14 protein-coding genes and 2 pseudogenes are annotated in these 15724 nt (G+C 71.4%); 13 read left to right on the top strand and 3 right to left on the bottom strand.

The genetic code is table 11. The features are described from left to right. The first annotated feature begins 98 nt into the window (after positions 1–98). Together QQK45_RS06655 and QQK45_RS06650 are read left to right on the top strand one after the other, a co-directional pair. Positions 99–353, top strand: a complete 255-nt coding sequence (locus tag QQK45_RS06655) for a type II toxin-antitoxin system Phd/YefM family antitoxin (RefSeq protein WP_284292586.1) — start codon at positions 99–101, stop codon at positions 351–353. Next, complete coding sequence (locus QQK45_RS06650) at positions 350–628, top strand: type II toxin-antitoxin system RelE family toxin (protein ID WP_284292585.1); 279 nt, start codon at positions 350–352, stop codon at positions 626–628. The genes QQK45_RS06655 and QQK45_RS06650 overlap by 4 nt, the downstream gene beginning before the upstream one ends. 18 nt (positions 629–646) lie before the next feature. On the opposite strand, the pseudogene QQK45_RS06645 reads toward QQK45_RS06650, so the two are convergent. Next, positions 647–2483, bottom strand: a pseudogene (locus tag QQK45_RS06645) (oleate hydratase). Between the two features lie 86 nt (positions 2484–2569). On the opposite strand from QQK45_RS06645, the gene QQK45_RS06640 reads away from it, so the two are divergent. Further along, positions 2570–2932 carry a CHY zinc finger protein gene (locus QQK45_RS06640; RefSeq protein WP_284292584.1) on the top strand — a complete coding sequence of 121 codons (363 nt, stop codon included), beginning with the start codon at positions 2570–2572 and terminating at the stop codon, positions 2930–2932. 65 nt (positions 2933–2997) lie between these two features. Here QQK45_RS06640 and QQK45_RS06635 read toward each other — a convergent pair whose 3' ends face one another. Continuing rightward, a complete protein-coding gene (locus tag QQK45_RS06635; protein WP_284292583.1) occupies positions 2998–4875 on the bottom strand; it encodes a GAF domain-containing protein in 1878 nt (625 codons plus the stop codon). Between the two features lie 215 nt (positions 4876–5090). Between QQK45_RS06635 and QQK45_RS06630 the strand changes: the two genes are divergently transcribed. Continuing rightward, a complete protein-coding gene (locus QQK45_RS06630) occupies positions 5091–5645 on the top strand; it encodes a COG4315 family predicted lipoprotein (RefSeq protein WP_284292582.1) in 555 nt (184 codons plus the stop codon). A 386-nt stretch (positions 5646–6031) separates the two neighbouring features. On the opposite strand, the gene QQK45_RS06625 is transcribed toward QQK45_RS06630, so the two are convergent. Then, positions 6032–6673 (bottom strand): TetR/AcrR family transcriptional regulator, encoded by a 642-nt coding sequence (locus tag QQK45_RS06625; RefSeq protein ID WP_284292581.1) that lies wholly within the window; start codon positions 6671–6673, stop codon positions 6032–6034. A gap of 66 nt (positions 6674–6739) precedes the next feature. Between QQK45_RS06625 and QQK45_RS06620 the strand changes: the two are divergent. From QQK45_RS06620 to QQK45_RS06580, 9 genes and pseudogenes are all read left to right on the top strand, one after another. Continuing rightward, positions 6740–8193: pseudogene (locus tag QQK45_RS06620) on the top strand (MFS transporter). A 353-nt stretch (positions 8194–8546) separates the two neighbouring features. Continuing rightward, the gene (locus QQK45_RS21975; RefSeq protein WP_348525164.1) at positions 8547–9365 is read left to right on the top strand and encodes a LacI family DNA-binding transcriptional regulator; all 819 of its coding nucleotides are present in this window, start codon (positions 8547–8549) and stop codon (positions 9363–9365) included. After that, positions 9292–9576: a substrate-binding domain-containing protein gene (locus tag QQK45_RS06610; protein ID WP_431310244.1), complete on the top strand. Its 285-nt coding sequence runs from the start codon at positions 9292–9294 to the stop codon at positions 9574–9576. The genes QQK45_RS21975 and QQK45_RS06610 overlap by 74 nt, the downstream gene beginning before the upstream one ends. Positions 9577–9728: 152 nt before the next feature. Further along, positions 9729–10997 (top strand): extracellular solute-binding protein, encoded by a 1269-nt coding sequence (locus tag QQK45_RS06605; RefSeq protein WP_284292578.1) that lies wholly within the window; start codon positions 9729–9731, stop codon positions 10995–10997. A gap of 73 nt (positions 10998–11070) precedes the next feature. Continuing rightward, on the top strand, positions 11071–11913 hold the full coding sequence (locus QQK45_RS06600) for a carbohydrate ABC transporter permease (RefSeq protein ID WP_284294964.1): 843 nt from the start codon (positions 11071–11073) through the stop codon (positions 11911–11913). Positions 11914–11924: 11 nt separating this feature from the next. After that, positions 11925–12788 carry a carbohydrate ABC transporter permease gene (locus QQK45_RS06595; RefSeq protein WP_284292577.1) on the top strand — a complete coding sequence of 288 codons (864 nt, stop codon included), beginning with the start codon at positions 11925–11927 and terminating at the stop codon, positions 12786–12788. Between the two features lie 36 nt (positions 12789–12824). Beyond that, on the top strand, positions 12825–14003 hold the full coding sequence (locus QQK45_RS06590; RefSeq protein WP_348525162.1) for a glycoside hydrolase family 1 protein: 1179 nt from the start codon (positions 12825–12827) through the stop codon (positions 14001–14003). 70 nt (positions 14004–14073) lie between these two features. Continuing rightward, positions 14074–14868 (top strand): glycerophosphodiester phosphodiesterase, encoded by a 795-nt coding sequence (locus QQK45_RS06585; protein WP_348525161.1) that lies wholly within the window; start codon positions 14074–14076, stop codon positions 14866–14868. Then, positions 14865–15719: an HAD-IIA family hydrolase gene (locus tag QQK45_RS06580; RefSeq protein ID WP_284292576.1), complete on the top strand. Its 855-nt coding sequence runs from the start codon at positions 14865–14867 to the stop codon at positions 15717–15719. The genes QQK45_RS06585 and QQK45_RS06580 overlap by 4 nt, the downstream gene beginning before the upstream one ends. Positions 15720–15724 lie beyond the last annotated feature (5 nt).

The following is a 15724-nucleotide window of genomic DNA, read 5'->3' as shown; positions in this document are numbered from 1 at the left end:
GCTGCGGGGCGGGTCCCGCCCCCGGGTCAGGCAGAACAACCTCGGTGCCTACGTCCACGTCATTGTGTACACAATGTCTCATGCGTACCATGGTGACCATGGGCATCCCGATGCGCGAACTGCGCGACAACCTCTCCGACACCGTCGCGCGCGTCGCGTACACCCACGAGCGCGTCACCGTCACCAAGAACGGCAAGCCGGTAGCCGCCCTGGTCTCCGCTGACGACCTCGACCTCCTCGAGCAGATCGACATGGACGCAGACGTGCGCGCCTACCTCGCCGCGAAGAAGGCCGACGACGGCGAGCGTATTTCACTCGCGGACCTGCGTGCTGACCTGCTCGCCGGCCGATGACCGGCAGTTACACGGTCGAGTTCACCACCGGGGCGGCGCGTGAGATCAAGAAGCTCCCGCTGAAGGTGCAGGTTGCGGTCCTCGACGCCGCCGGCGCTCTCGAGTCCGACCCTCGTCCACACGGGTGCAAGCAGCTCTCCGGGCACGACGCGTACCGGATCCGCGTCGCCGGCGACTACCGCGTCATCGGCGAGGTGGACGACCGGAGGGTCCTGGTGACCGTGCTCACCGTGGGGAACCGGCCGGACGTCTACAGGAAGCACGGCCGCACGTAGCGCAGGGTCCGACCCGCCCTACTCGACGGCGTCGTCCGCGCGTGCCCGGCGTGTGGCGGCCGACGTCTCCGGGATGAGCCCGAAGTCCGTGAGCAGCTCGCCGATCTGCGTGCCGTCCAGACGGCGCAGCAGCCGCTCGCGCAGGAACTTCGGCCCGGGCAGGTCGACCTCCTCGCCGTCGCGCAGGCGACTCGTCGCGGCGAGGAGCTTGCGGACGTCGTACGTGGAGCCGAAGACCTCGGGCACGCCGCGCTCGACGTCGAGGAGCTGGTAGGCGGCCTCCATGCCGGTCCGCACCGAGTACTCGGTCGTGAAGATCGTGTCGCGCGTGGTCTCGGCGAACTGGCCGATGAACGCGAAGTTCACCGACCCCTCGGGCACGACGTCCGGCCGGTCGCCGGCGCGACGCGGCATGAAGAACGACGTCACGTACGGCATCATCACGGGCACGCAGGTCGCGGCCTCCGCGGCGAGCGTCGGGATGTCCTCGACCGGAATCCCCAGGTGGTAGAGCCACTCCTGGGTGATCTCTTCGCCGGTGCAGTCCTGGAGCGCCTTCTTCACGTAGTCGCCGGGCGTCTCGACGAACAGCCCGTACACCCACACGACGATCTCGTCGGGCGACTGCTGCTTGAAGTGCGGCTGCCGGTTCACCGTCCAGCTCATGAGCCACGACGAGTCGCGCGCCGTCACGATGCCGCCCGTGACGACCTTCCCGCTGAACGGGTCGCGCTGCGCGATCCGCTGGATGTACTCGGGGATCCGCTTGTCGAGCGTCGTGACGGTCGCCGACTGCCACTTCGACTTCGGGATGTCGCCGCAGAACACCTCCGGGCGCCCGAACGCCGGGTCTTTCGCGGCGATCTTCTTCCACAGCTCCCAGCCCGCGGCGGGCCCTCGTCGATGCGGGCCGGCGTGTGCTGGTCGCCCTCGTCGGAGTTCTCCGTGAGCCCGCCGATGGTCGCGAGGACCAGGTCGTCCGGCCCGAGGTCCACCCCGCCGACGGCGTCGGCCGCGCTCGCGCCACCCTCGCCGCTCGACGCACGCTTCACCCAGTGGAGGCGGGTCGCCTGCTTGCGGCCGCCGTCGAACGTGAAGTCGATGTCGGTGACCTCGGTCGCGAACCGGAACGTCACACCCTGGTCGAGCAGCCACCGGTAGAGCGGCAGGACGAGCGACTCGTACTGGTTGTACTTCGTGAACTTGAGCGCCGACAGGTCCGGCAGACCGCCGATGTGGTGCACGAACCGGTGGATGTAGAGCTTCATCTCGAGCGCCGAGTGCCACTCCTCGAACGCGAACATCGTGCGCCAGTACAGCCAGAAGTTGGACTTCAGGAAGTCCTCGCCGAAGACCTCGTCGATGCGCTTGCCCTCCATCTCCTCGCGGGGCGCCATGAAGACCTTGATCAGGTCCTTCTGCGCCTTCTCGTTCAGGGTGAAGAGCTTGTTCGTGTGCGCGTCCTGGCCCCGGTTCTCGGTGACGCGACAGAGCGAGTAGTTCGGGTCGTCCTTGTTGAGCCAGTAGAACTCGTCGAGCACCGACCCCTCGACCTCGAGCGACGGGATGGTCCGGAAGAGGTCCCACAGGCACTCCATGTGGTCCTCCATCTCGCGCCCGCCGCGGATCACGAAGCCCTTCTTCGGCTTCCTGATGCCGTCGAGCGCGCCGCCGGGCAGGGGAGGCGCTCGAGGATCGTGATCCGGTCGCCCGCGAGCTGCCCGTCGCGGATCAGGAACGTCGCAGCCGCCATCGACGCGAGGCCCGCTCCGACCAGCCACGCCGACTTGTCGTCGACCCCCGCCGGCTTGCGGGGCCGGGCGAACGCCTCGTAGTTGCCGTTGCTGTAGTACATGCGGTGCTCCCTGCGGCCGTCGTCGGGGTCGGTGGGGCCGTGCGCCCCCGCCGGTTTCGACGGTAGGTCGGGTAGCGTCGGGCGGCATGGTGGAAGCACGAACGTGCACCGGGGACGCGCCTGCGCGGCTCCCGCTCCCGCCCGTGCGGGGCGCCGTCGTCGACCGCGAGACCCGCTGCGTCCACTGGTCCTCACCCCTCGACGTCGTCGCGCTCCGGTTCTGGTGCTGTGGCGCCTGGTGCCCGTGCTTCGCGTGCCACGAGGACGACGCCGACCACCCCGCCCGGCCCCGGCCGCGGTCCGCGTGGGACGAGCCGTCCGCCCTGTGCGGGGTGTGCGGGCACGTCATGACGACGCCCGAGTACCGCGCGTCCGACGCGTGCCCCCGGTGCGCCGCGCCCTTCAACCCCGGGTGCCGGACGCACGCGCACCTGTACTTCGCCGACTGAGCCTCGCCGCTCGAAGGAGACCCGCGACCGGCTTCGAGCCGCGCGAGGAGCCGCAGGGGGAGCGGTCAGAGGACGCTGTCCAGCGGGTCCGGGCGGGTGCCGAGCGCCGCGCGATTCGGCGCGCCCGTCTTCCGGAGGATCGCGCCCACGTGCTTCTCGACGGTCTTCACGGAGATCCCGAGCCGGCTCGCGACCTGCTTGTAGGCGAGCCCCTCCTCGAGGAGCCCGCGGACCTCGCGCTCGCGCGCGGTGAGCGGCCTGCCCGGCCCGGAGCCGCCCGGCGTCGTGAACAGGTCGGCCCCGACGAGCGAGTCCCCGCGCGCCGCGGCGACGACCGCGCGCGCGAGCCCCGCGCCGTCGACGTCGTGGCTCACGAAGCCGACCGCGCCGCCCTGCGCGGCGTCGCGGACGCGGTCGTCCGCGACCGACCCGACGAGGAGCACCACGGCCGCGTGCGGGTGCGACGCGCGCAGGTAGGAGGTGAGCTGCACGCCGTCGACGTGCGGCATGTGCAGCGGCCCGAGGACGACGTGCGGGTGCAGCAGCTCGTACGCCTCGAGCGCCTGCGCCGGGTCGGCGACCTCGCCCACCACCTGCACGTCGGGCTCGACGGCGCCGAGCATGTGCACGAGGCCCGCGCGGACCACGGGGCTCGGGTGGACGACGAGCACGCGCCACCGCGACCGGGTCCCGTCCGCGAGGCCGGTCGCGTAGGGGACCTCGGCCCGCACGCGCGTGCCCCAGCCGGGCGTCGAGTCCACCACCACCGTGCCGCCCAGGTGCCGGGTCCGCGCCCACAGCCCCTGCAGCCCGAGGCCACGAGTCTGCCCCGGTTCAGGCGGCAGCCGGAGGGCCGCCGCGTCGAACCCGTCGCCGTCGTCCTCGACGATCGCCGCGACCGACTCGTCCCCGAACACCAGCCCGACGCGCACCGAGCGCGCGTGCGCGTGGTCGACGACGTTCGTCAGGCACTCCTGGACCACCCGGAAGAGCTGGCGGGACACGTCCTCCGCGAGCGGGCGCTCGTCGCCCACGGTCACGAGCCGCGTCTCGAGCGACGCCGCCGAACCCGCCCACGTGAGCTCGAGCCCGACCGCCTCGGCGAGCGACCGCCCGTCGAGCAGGGACGGCCCCAGGCCGAGCGCCGTCCGGCGCGTCTCGGCGAGCGCGGCGCGGGCCGCGGCTCGCGCCCTGCGGACGGCGTCACGCGCCCCGCCCGACGACGACCCGTGCGTCCCGGTCGCGGTCGCGAGCCGCTCCTCCGCGCCGTCGAGCTCGAGCAGCACCGCCGCGAGGCCGCGCCCGACCGTGTCGTGCACGTCCCGGACCACGCGGTCACGCTCCGCGAGGGTCGCCGCCTCCTGCGCGCGCCGCGCCGCCTCGGCGTGCAGGCGGGCGTTCGTGATCGCGATCGCCGCGTGCGTCGCGAACAGCTCGAGCAGCGCCGCCTCCGCCGGCGTGAAGCGGCGCAGCGGGTCGCGGCTGAACACCACGCACGCCCCCACGATCGACCCGTTCCACCGGATCGGGACCCCGATCACGCCGTGCAGCGCGCTCCGCTCCGGCTCCGGGATGTGGCCGCCGGCGACCTGCGCGTACTCGTCGAGGATCACCGGCGAGCGCCGACGCACCACCTCGCCCGTGACGCCCTCGTCGAGCGGGTACGTGCGCCCGGCCCGGCACGCGACCCCCAGGTCGACCTCCTTGCGGTACGTCCCCGCGGCCTCGTCGACCGTGCACACCGAGCCGCTGTCACAGCCCAGCAGCTCCATCGTGTGCCGCAGGATCCGCTCCAGCAGCGGCTCCAGGTCGAAGTGACCCGCCAGGTCGCCGGCCATGCGCGCGAGCGTGTCGAGCTGGCGCTCCGCCGGCGGGGTGGGGGTCGCGGAACCCGCCGACCTGGCCGCAGGGTTCGCCGTCGGACGGCTCGTCGTCGTGCCCACGCTCGCACTCCTCGGACGGTGGCGACGGCCCAGCACACGTCCGCGGCGTCGTCGCCAGAGCGGTCCCCTGCTCTGCGCATTGTCCGCCGCCGGCCGGGGAAGAGCCAGGGAACGCGGAGATGAACCGGCCGCCCCCGCACCTCGTGTCAGGGGTGAGGTCCGCACGACCCCGCCACCGGCGGGACGACGTCGGCGGCGGCCGGGAGGAGCACGACATGGGACGACGCACGGCACGAGCCGGAGCAGTGGGACTGGCGCTCGCGGGCGCGCTGGCGCTCGCGGCCTGCAGCTCGGGAGACTCGGGAGGCTCGGGCGGCGGTGGCACGGACCCGGCGCCGTCGACAGCCGCAGGCTCCGGTGGCGCGGTCGAGGTCGAGGCTCACCAGGGCGACCTCGGCACCTACCTCACCGACAGCAAGGGCAACACGCTCTACCTCTTCGTCGCCGACCCGGCCGGGAAGTCCACGTGCTCGGGCTCGTGCGCGGCGGCATGGCCGCCCCTCGTGGCGTCCGGGAAGCCCACCGCCGGCGACGGCGTGGACGCCGCGAAGCTCACGACGATCATGCGTGACGACGGCAGCGAGCAGGTCGCGTACGACGGCCACGCGCTCTACTACTTCGTGAAGGACACGTCGGCGGGCGCGACCACCGGTCAGGGCGTCGACGGGTTCGGCGCGCTGTGGTGGGTCGTGGCGCCGTCGGGCTCCGCGATCACGAGCATGGCCGGGTCGTCGCCGTCGCAGTCGTCGCAGGGCGACCTCGGCTACTGAGTCCCGCCGCCCGCCGTGTTCGCCGATGGTGATGTGGTCGGGTTCGCGGGTGGGTGCGCCGAGGTGGTTCGGGCTGTCGTGCTTCGGCCCTGGGGGCCGTGCGCACTCCTTGACGCCCTTCACCACCTCCCCGCACCCACCCGCTCGACCCGTCGGCTCACCCCCGATGTCGGACCACGCGCACGTCGGTGTCGTCGTCGAGCATGCGGTTGCGCACCGCTCGCTTCGTCGAGCATGCGGTGAGGCACGGGCGCTGGCGCCGAACATGCGAGTGGTCACATGGTCAGCGCGGACATGGTGCGTGTTCGCATGATCGGCCGTAGCGGCAGGGCTGATCGCATGGTCGGCACGTCACCGTCGGCGAACGGAGCGTCGCCGTCGGCGGTTCAGGACTCGGGGGCCGGCTCCGGGGCGAAGGCGGCGAGGAACGTGTCGACGCCCTCGGTGACGGCTCGGTCGACGACAGCCGGGTCGACGGGCCGGGCGCCGAACCCGCTGTTGACGAGCGGCTCGTCGCTCACGAGAGCCATGAGCTGGCGGGCGGCGCGGCCGGGGTCGCGCAGGCGCAGGTGGCCGGTCGCGGCGAGCTGCGCGAGCTTGCCGGCGAGGAGGTCGAGCGTGCGGTCCCGGTTGCCGTCCCGGACGCGCGAGATGAGCTCGGGGAACCGGGCTCCCTCGACGAGCTGGAGCCGCATGGTCGCGGAGCCGGCGCCGCCCTGGAGGCAGTGCACCAGGCTGCGGGCGAGGGTCTCGAGCTCGGCCCGCAGGTCCTCGGGGTTCGTGGAGGTCGCGGCGATGACGTCCGCGACCCGCGCGTTCGCGTCCTGCGACGACGTCTCGACGACGGCGGCGAACAGCCCGGCCTTGTCGCCGAAGTGGTTGTAGATCGTGGGTTTCGCGACGCCGGCGACCTCGGCGACCTCGTCGAGGTTGGTGTCGGCGTAGCCCTGGCGCGCGAAAACGTCGAGCGCCGCGTCGAGGATCGCGCGGTGCTTGTCGACGCGTCGCGTCGTCCCGGTCACCACCATGACCCCATCGTAGCCGGAGTGGATCGGGGGTTGCGCTCGTTGTACTCGTGAGTTCAAAATTAACGCATGAGTACAACTGAGCGTCCTCTCGGGTATTCGGCGGCGTCGCCCACGCTGGCGCCGGGCCGGTCCGAGCCCCGCCTCGGACCCCGCCTCGCCCTCCTTGTCGCTGGCGGCCTCCTCGCGCTCCTCAACACGACCGTCACGGGCGTCGCGATCCCCGACGTCGCCGCCGACCTCGACGCCCCGCTCGGCACCGTCCAGTGGGTCGGCACCGCGTACGTGCTCGCCGTGGCCGTCGCGATCCCCGTGAGCGGGTGGGCGTCGATCCGGTTCGGCATCCGCGCCCCTGGCTCGCGGCGCTCGCGCTCTTCGGCGTGGGGGCGGCGGCCTCGGCGTTCGCCTGGTCCCTCCCGGCGCTCGTCGTGGCCCGCGCCGTCCAGGGGTTCGGGGGCGGGATGCTCGAGCCGCTCATGCTGACCGCCGTCGCGACCCTCGCCGGCCCCGCCCGGATGGGCCGGATCATGGGCCTCGTCGCCGGTGCGATCGGCATCGGGCCGCTGCTCGGGCCGCTCCTGGGCGGTGTCGCCGTCGACGCGATCGGCTGGCGCGGGCTCTTCGCGGCCTTCGTCGTCGCGGCCGCAGCGGTCCTCGTCGTCTCGTGGCGCGCGCTGCCGGGCGGCGTGCCGCTCGACCCCGCGCTCCGTCTCGACCGGCTCGGGCTGGCCCTCCTCTCCGTGGGCTCCGTCGCGGTCCTCGTCGGCCTCGCCGAGACGTCCGAGGACGGCGGGACGCTCGCCGTCGTCGGGCCGATCGTGCTGGGGCTCTCCGTCCTCGCCGCGTTCGCGCGGCACGCCGCCCGCCGGGGCGGCGCCGCCGTCGTCGACGTGGCCGTCCTGCGGAACCCGACCGTGCTCTCCGCGACGCTCGTCATGCTCACCCTCGGCCTCGCGATCTACCCGCTGTTCTACGGGCTGCCGCAGTTCTTCCAGGGCGTGCGCGGGTACGGGGTGCTCGCGTCCGGCCTGCTGCTCGCACCCCAGGGCGCCGGGTCGCTCGTCGGGATGATCCTGGGCGGGCGGCTCTCCGACCGCGTGAGCGCCCGGGTCCTCGTGCCGTCCGGGGCGGCGGCCGTCGTCGTCGGGATGGCGGTCTACCTCGTCGTCGGCCCGACGGCGCCGATCGCCGTCCTGGTCGCGACGTCCGTGGCCGCGGGGCTGGGCGTCGGGTTCGTGGGCGGTCCCACGACGTCGTCGCTGTACCGGGTGCTCACGCCCCACGAGATCCCGAACGCCACGACCACGCTGTTCGTCGCGAACCAGCTCGGCGGTGCCGTCGGGATCGCGGTGCTCACGGGCATCGTCACGGCCGCCGGCGGCGCGCACGCCACCGGGTGGACACCGGTCGCCGGGGGCACGCCGTTCTGGCTGCCCGTCCTCGCGGGCGTCGCGGTCGCCGTCGGCGGGCTGTGGCTCCCGCGCGGGGTGACGCTGTCGGAAGGGACGGCGCAGCCTCAGTAACTGCGGCCGTCGGTGCACAGACGCCCGCAGCCCGTCGGTGCTCCACGGCACCTGCTGCCTTCGCGATTCTTGCGTGGATCCGATCCCGGGCCTCGTCTCGATCTGGGGAACCCGGTTGCACCCCGCCCCGCAGTACGAGCGCATCGCCCTCGGCCTCGCCGCGGGCGAGTAAGGGGTCGGAGGACTCGAGCGTCGTGCGGGCGCGGGGCACCACTCCTGCTGCATGCCGTGGGGGCCGGGCGTTTCGGGTAACGTGCCGGGGCGGCTGGAAGGTCGCCCGGTCCGACGGGGCGGGGACGTCGATGAGGGAGGGTGCGATGCCGCGACGCGGGGGTCGACCGACTGTCTATGACGTGGCGGAGCGCGCCGGGGTGTCGATCGCGACGGTCTCGTTCGTGTTCAAACAGCCCGGACGTGTCCGTGACACCACACGAGCCGATGTCCTGCGCGCGGCGCGCGAACTCGGGTACGTACCGAGCGCGAGTGCGCGCGGCCTGGCTAATGGGAGCACCGGCGCTCTGGGGCTGTACTCGTTCGACATGCTCCTGGAGACGGCAAAGTTCGTCTCGGGGCTTCCGTCCGGCCCGGCCGAAGAACCTGACCCCCGGTCGTTCCCGTTGTATGTCGACGAGGTGCAGCGCGGGTTCGAGCTGGAGTGCTGGCAGCAGGGGATGGCGCTGCTCCTGAGCGCCGAGCGCTCTTCCGGGGTGTCGGTCATGGCGGGTGTCGCGGGCCGTGTGGACGGGCTGGCCGTGTTTCCGGGCGCGATCTCAACGGAGGAGCTGGAGCTGACCGCTCGCGCGATCCCGGTGTTGGCCTTCAGCAGGGCTCCCCAGGACGGGGCCGTGCACTACGTGACGGTCGACAACCGCGGGGGCGTGCGTGCTCTGCTCGCGCACCTGGTCGACGTCCACGGCGTGCGCCAGACGCGGTTCGTCGGCGCCCCCGTGCTGCCGGACCTCGCGGAGCGGTTCGCCGGCTACCAGGAGGCGTCGGCCAGGACGGCCGTGCCGGACGACGCGCCGCCCGTGGGTGCGGAGGGGGCTGGGCGGCCGAGCTCGCGGCTCTCGTGGAGGCGGGGAGCTCCCGGACGCGCTGTTGTGCGCGAGCGACCAGCTCGCAGTCACGGTGCTGGACGTGCTGCGCGACCTGGGGGTGGGCGTCCCGGGTGACGTGATCGTCACCGGGTTCGACGGGATCCTCGCGGGTCGTGTCGCGCGGCCCGCCCTGACGACCGTGCGGCAGCCGCTGGTCGAGATGGGGCGGCACGCGGCCCGCGTTCTCGTGGAGCAGATCAGGGGCGTCGGGGCGTCGTCGGGTTCGCGCCAGTTCGACGTCAGGCTCGTGGTGCGCGAGAGCTGCGGCTGTCGCGCCGCCGGGTGAGGACCCCGGCTCCTGATCCGTTGACTTGTCGTCGTGGCGGGGTGCCGGGTAACGTGCCCACGTCTGTTAAGCGCTTAGATCAGTTAAGCGCATAGATCGGTTGAGGCACGCACATCTCGACCGGGAGCTCGATGACCTCAAGGAGGAGCGACATGAGACGAGGCACCACAAGCACCGGCCTGACGGCCCTGGCACTGGTGGCGGCGCTGGCCCTCGCCGCGTGCGGCCGGTCCGATGACCCCACCGCCGGAGCCGACGCCGACACGACGACGACCGTGGGAGACGGGCCCGCCACCGGGAACCTGACCATCTGGGCCGAGGGCGCCGAGGGCGACGCGCTCAAGGACTTCGCCGTCGGCTTCACCAAGGAGAACCCGGACGTGAAGATCGACGTCACGTCGATCCCGTGGGCCTCCGCCCACGACAAGTTCGTCACCGCCGTCGCAGCAGGCAACACCCCGGACCTCGCGATGGTCGGGACCACCTGGATGGCGGACTTCAAGGACGCGTTCGCCCCCGTGCCGTCCGACGTCGAGACGGGCGACCTGTTCAGCGGCGCCCTCGACGCCGATGGCCTGGCCCTGCCGTGGTACGTCGACACCCGGGTGCTCTTCTACCGCACCGACCTCGCGAAGAAGGCCGGCTGGGACAGCGCCCCGACCACGTGGGACGAGCTCGAGCAGCTCGCGTCGGACTACCAGACGAAGGCCGGCACCAAGTTCGGGATGCGCATGCCCTCCGGCGGCGACGGGTCGTTCCGTGACTCGCTCTGGCTGCCCTGGTCCAACGGCGCTTCCCTGACGAACAGCGACAACACCGCGTGGACGCTCGACAGCGCGCCGATGGTCGAGGCCTACGACTACCTGGCGAGCTTCTTCACGAAGAAGATCTCCGACCCCGACGCCGACATCTCGACGGGCGCGGCCGAGGCGGACTTCGTGTCCGGGCGCACGCCGATGTTCGTGGGCAGCCCGGCTTCCGTCAGCACCATCGCCTCCGTTGGCGGCGACGGCTTCGACTCTAAGTACGCGACGGCCGTCCTGCCGGCCGCCGAGTCGTCGACCTCGTTCCTCGGCGGGTCGAACCTCGCCGTGTTCAAGAAGAGCGGCAACCAGTCGAGCGCCTGGAAGTTCATCGAGTGGATGCTCGAGCCCGCACAGCAGGTCGCCTGGTACAAGGCGACGGGCGACCTCCCGGCCTCGCAGAAGGCGTGGGACGACGCGACGCTCTCCTCCGACGCCAAGCTCGCCGTCTTCGGCAAGCAGCTCGAGTCGGCTGAGGCGCCGCCCACGTCGACGAGCTGGAAGGAGGTCTCCGTGGCCGCCGAGGGCGCCGTGGAGAAGATCGCGCGCGGCAAGCAGACGGCCGCCGAGGCGCTGAAGGCGCTGCAGTCCCAGGCCGGCAGCATCGGGGTGGGATGACGTGACCGTCGCAGCGGACCACACGCGCGGCCCCGTGAGGTCGCGTCGTCGCAGGCAGGCGCTCATCGCATGGATGTTCGCCCTCCCGTTCGTCCTGGTCTTCGGTGCGTTCATGGTGGTTCCGCTGGTCAGCTCGTTCGGGATGTCCTTCACCGACCTGTCGGCCAAGGACATCCCGAACCCGCTGGCGGTCAACTTCGTGGGCCTCGACCAGTACGCCCAGCTCTTTGGGGACACCCGGTTCCTGAACGCGCTCAAGGTCACGGGCCTCTTCGTCGTCATGGGGATCCCCACGACGGTCGCTTTCGCGCTCGTCCTTGCCCTCGCGCTCAGCTCGGGCATCACGAAGTTCCGGTCGGCGTTCCGCGTGGGCTTCTACGCGCCCGTCGTGACGAGCATCGTCGCGGTGTCGGTGGTCTGGCGCTACCTCCTGCAGGACGACGGCCTCGTCAACACCGCCCTGGGCTGGGTCGGGATCGACGGGCCGGCCTGGCTGAGCAGCACCACCTGGGCGCTCCCGGCTCTGACCGGGATGGCAGTCTGGCGCCACGTCGGCACCCTCATGGTCATCTTCATCGCCGGCCTCCAGGGCATCCCCGACGACGTCCAGGAGGCCGCGAAGGTCGACGGGGCCGGGCCGTTCCGCCGGCTGTGGAGCATCACACTGCCGCTGCTGAAGCCAACGATCCTGCTGGGCGTCGTCCTTATCTCCGTGAGCTTCCTGCAGTTCTTCGAGGAGGCGTTCGTGATGACCCAGGGCGGTCCGCTCGACTCGACCCGGTCCGTCGCCTACTACACGTACGAGAAGTTCGGCATCGGACAGTACGGGCTCGCATCCGCAGCGAGCTACGTGCTCTTCGCCGCGATCGCCCTGTTCTCGCTGCTGCAGTTCCGCCTGCTGCGGTCCCAGGACTGAGGGGAATGACCATGACTCGACACCCGAGCGTGGCCGCACGGCCGCGCACCCGCCGCTCGATGAACCCGTGGAAGGCCGTCACCTACGCCGTCCTCGTCGTCGGCGTCGTCGTCTGGCTGCTGCCGTTCGTCTGGATGCTGCTCGGCTCCGTCAAGACGCCGGGTGAGGTCCTCCAGCGGCCGCCGACGTGGTGGCCGCACCACTTCACCCTGGAGAACTTCCGGACCTGGCTGACCGAGCTGAACTTCGGCCAGTTCTTCACGAACAGCATGGTCGTCGCCCTTGTGACGGTGCTCGGCAATATCCTGTTCTGCTCGATGGTCGGCTACGCGCTGGCGAAGCTCGAATTCCGTGGCAAGAAGATCCTGTTCGGCCTCGTGATGGTGACGCTCATGGTGCCGGGCATCGTGACGTTCATCCCGCTGTTCGTGATCGTCTCGAAGCTCGGGCTCGTCAACAGCTACCTCGCGCTGATCCTGCCGTTCCTCACGCAGCCGATCGGGGTGTTCCTGATGCGCCAGTTCATGTCGGCAATCCCGGACCCGTTGCTCGAGGCAGCCCGCATCGACGGCGCCGGCGAGCTGCGGATCTTCTTCCGGATCGTCCTGCCGCTGTGCGGGCCACCGATAGCGACACTTGGGATCCTCACGTTCCTGTCCTCGTGGAACAACTTCCTGTGGCCGCTCGTCGCGGCCCAGAGCGAGAAGATGTACACCCTCCCCGTGGCCCTGTCGCTGTACTCGACGGGCGAGAACGCCACCAACTACGGGCTCCTCCTTGCCGGATCCGTCCTCATCATCACGCCCATCGTCCTTCTGTTCGTGTTCCTGCAGCGCCACTTCGTGCAGGGCATCGCGACCACCGGACTGAAGTAGACGCCGCGCATCGCGGCCACCGGAGACCTCAGAACCTTGACGGACCACAGCACCGTGCTCACCTTTCCCGACGGCTTCCTCTGGGGAGCGGCCACCGCCGCGCACCAGGTGGAGGGCAACAACCTCAACACCGACTGGTGGGTCCGGGAGCACGCTCCCGGCACCGACCTCGCCGAGGCGAGCGGAGACGCCGCCGACAGCTACCACCGCTACCCGGAGGACATCGCCCTGCTCGCCGAGTTGGGCTTCGGCTCCTACCGGTTCAGCATCGAGTGGGCGCGGATCGAACCGGAGGAAGGCGTCTTCTCCGCTGCCGAGCTCCTGCACTACCGGGCGATGGTCGAGACCTGCCTGGCGTACGGCCTCGAACCGGTCGTGACCCTCCACCACTTCACGCACCCCCGCTGGTTCGTCGACGCCGGCGGCTGGCACTCGCCGCGCGCTGTCGACCTGTTCACCCGGTACGTGGAGCACGCTCTCCCCGTCCTGGGTGACGACGTCCGGTGGGTCTGCACGATCAACGAGCCGAACATCCTCTCGATGACGTACCGGGGGACGCGCGGCGCCGAGCTGGCTGCCGCGACGCTCCCCGCGCCCGACCCGCAGGTCTCGGAGGCGCTCGTCGCAGCGCACCGGGCGGCCCGGCTCGTCCTCGCGGCCGAGACCGACGCCGCGACCGGCTGGTCCGTCGCCACCCAGGCGTTCCAGCCCCTTCCCGGGTACGAGGACGCGACCCGCGAGTATCGGCGCGCCCGCGAGGACCTGTTCCTCGAGGCGGCCGTCGGTGACGACTACATCGGGGTCCAGGCCTATCTGCGGACGTTCCTCGGACCGCACGGGCCGGTTCCGGTGCCCGACGACATCGAGCGCACCCAGACGGGCTGGGAGTTCTTCCCCGAGGCCCTCGGCGTCGGGGTGCGGCACGCGTGGGACCTTACCCAGGGCACCCCCGTCCTCGTCACGGAGAACGGGATCGCGACCGACGACGACGACCGGCGCATCGCGTACACGATCGGCGCCCTCGCCGGCCTGCGCGCCGCGATGGACGACGGCGTCGACGTGCGCGGGTACCTGCACTGGTCGGCCCTGGACAACTACGAGTGGGGCTCGTACGCCCCCGGTTCGGGCTGGTCGGGTGGGACCCGCAGACGTTCGAGCGCACGGCGAAGCCGAGCGGTCGGTGGCTCGGCGAGGTCGCGCGGACCGGCAGGCTGACGACGCAAAATGGGCCACGGCCCAGCGAGGAGTGGCCCGCCTGGGCCACCGTGACGGAGGTGCGGTGAGGATGGGTCCGACGACGGGTTCGAGGGTCATGGCGCACCGGGGCGACTCGGCACGGTTCGCCGAGAACACCCGGGCTGCCTACGTAGGCGCCGTCCAGGCTGGGGCGGACGGCATCGAGTGCGACGTCCGCTTCACCCGCGACCGGCAGCTCGTCTGCCTGCACGACCCCACGGTGGACCGCACGTCGAACGGGCACGGCCCTGTCGAGCATCACACGCTCGCTGAGCTTCGCTCGCTCGACTGGAGCTCCTGGCATCCTGGCGACATCGCGACTTTGCCGTCCAGCGCCGTCGGGCCTCAGATCCTCACGCTGCCCGAGATGATCGAGGTCGTGCTCGCGGAGCTCGGTAGCGGCGACCGCCCGTTTGACCTGGCGATCGAGACCAAGCACCCGAGCCCGTTCGGCCACCTCGTCGAGGACGACGTGGTCCGGATCCTCGACGCATTCCGCGCCACTGGCCAGCTGAACCGCCTCGCGATTCGGATCATCACGTTCTCGCGCGCCGCGGCCGCGCACCTGCACGAGATCGGAGCGCCTTACCATGTGGAGCTGCTCGTCGACGAGATCGACGAGGACGCTCTCTCTGGTCGGCTACCGGCGGGTGTCAGAACGCTCGCGCCTGCGATCGGAGCGTTGCGTGCGCACCCGGACGTCGTGCAAACACTTGGTCGCCGGGGATACGACGTGCACCCGTGGACCGTCGACGACATCGACGACGCCCGCTTCGCCCAGGACCTCGGTGTCAGCATCATCACGACGAATCGGCCGGGCCCCATCAGGGCGGCGCTCGGATGAGCGACACACTGCGTCGGCCGGAGGGCCTGTTCGACGCCTACTTCTTCGACCTGGACGGCACGATCTACCTCGGTGGGGAGCTGCTTCCCGGCGCAGCGCGCACAGTCCGGGAGTTACGACGGCGCGGGATTCCCGTGCGCTTCCTGTCCAACAACCCGACCAAGGACCCGGCGCGGTACGCCCACAAGCTGGAGTCCCTGGGGCTTCCCACCTCGCCGGGTGACGTCGTGAACACCGTGGTGTCGATGGTCCGGTGGCTGGAGCGAGAGCATCCGGCTGCCACGATCTTCGCTATCGCGGAGGCGCCCTTGCAGCAGGCTCTGGCGCGAGCGGGCTTCGTGCTGAGTGAGGACCCGGCCGAGATCGACGTGGTGGTCGCGAGCTACGACCGCGGCTTCGTGTACCGCAAGCTGCAGATCGCGTTCGACGCACTGCGCAGCGGGAGGGACGTCGTTCTGGTGACGACTAATCCGGACCCGTACTGCCCGTTGCCCGGAGGTGCGGCGGAGCCGGACGCCGCGGCGGTTGTCGCCGCGATTGAGGCCTGCACCGGAGTGATGTGTACCAAGAACGTCGGCAAGCCCGACCCGGACATCCTCACCGCCGCGCGCGCGGGCATCGAGGCCAGCATCGAACGGTGTGTCATGGTCGGCGACCGGATCGGCACCGATATTGCGATGGCGTTGGCGGCAGGCATGACGCCGGGTCTCGTGCTCACGGGGGAGGCGACCGAGGACGACGCGCGGGGCCTGTTCGCGGGCGGCTTCCCGGGCTACGCGATGCGCCGAGTAGACCATCTGATCCCCGCGGCGGTCTGGGACGAACTGGGTTGGACAGAGGGCGAGAACTGACGACG

Source organism: Luteimicrobium album (assembly GCF_030161555.1).
GTDB lineage: Bacteria > Actinomycetota > Actinomycetes > Actinomycetales > Cellulomonadaceae > Luteimicrobium > Luteimicrobium album.
The sequence above is the reverse complement of the archived record's forward strand: the minus strand, read 5'-3'. Positions and strand labels throughout refer to the sequence as shown.

Bases quoted from the DNA above. Each gene is read 5' to 3' on its own strand.
- QQK45_RS06655 (WP_284292586.1), top strand. From the start codon at position 99: ATGGGCATCCCGATGCGCGAACTGCGCGACAACCTCTCCGACACCGTC.
- QQK45_RS06595 (WP_284292577.1), top strand. From the start codon at position 11,925: ATGACTCGACACCCGAGCGTGGCCGCACGGCCGCGCACCCGCCGCTCG.
- QQK45_RS06600 (WP_284294964.1), top strand. From the start codon at position 11,071: ATGTTCGCCCTCCCGTTCGTCCTGGTCTTCGGTGCGTTCATGGTGGTT.
- QQK45_RS06580 (WP_284292576.1), top strand. From the start codon at position 14,865: ATGAGCGACACACTGCGTCGGCCGGAGGGCCTGTTCGACGCCTACTTC.
- QQK45_RS06640 (WP_284292584.1), top strand. From the start codon at position 2,570: ATGGTGGAAGCACGAACGTGCACCGGGGACGCGCCTGCGCGGCTCCCG.
- QQK45_RS06650 (WP_284292585.1), top strand. From the start codon at position 350: ATGACCGGCAGTTACACGGTCGAGTTCACCACCGGGGCGGCGCGTGAG.
- QQK45_RS06625 (WP_284292581.1), bottom strand. From the start codon at position 6,673: ATGGTGGTGACCGGGACGACGCGACGCGTCGACAAGCACCGCGCGATC.
- QQK45_RS06585 (WP_348525161.1), top strand. From the start codon at position 14,074: ATGGGTCCGACGACGGGTTCGAGGGTCATGGCGCACCGGGGCGACTCG.
- QQK45_RS06605 (WP_284292578.1), top strand. From the start codon at position 9,729: ATGAGACGAGGCACCACAAGCACCGGCCTGACGGCCCTGGCACTGGTG.
- QQK45_RS06630 (WP_284292582.1), top strand. From the start codon at position 5,091: ATGGGACGACGCACGGCACGAGCCGGAGCAGTGGGACTGGCGCTCGCG.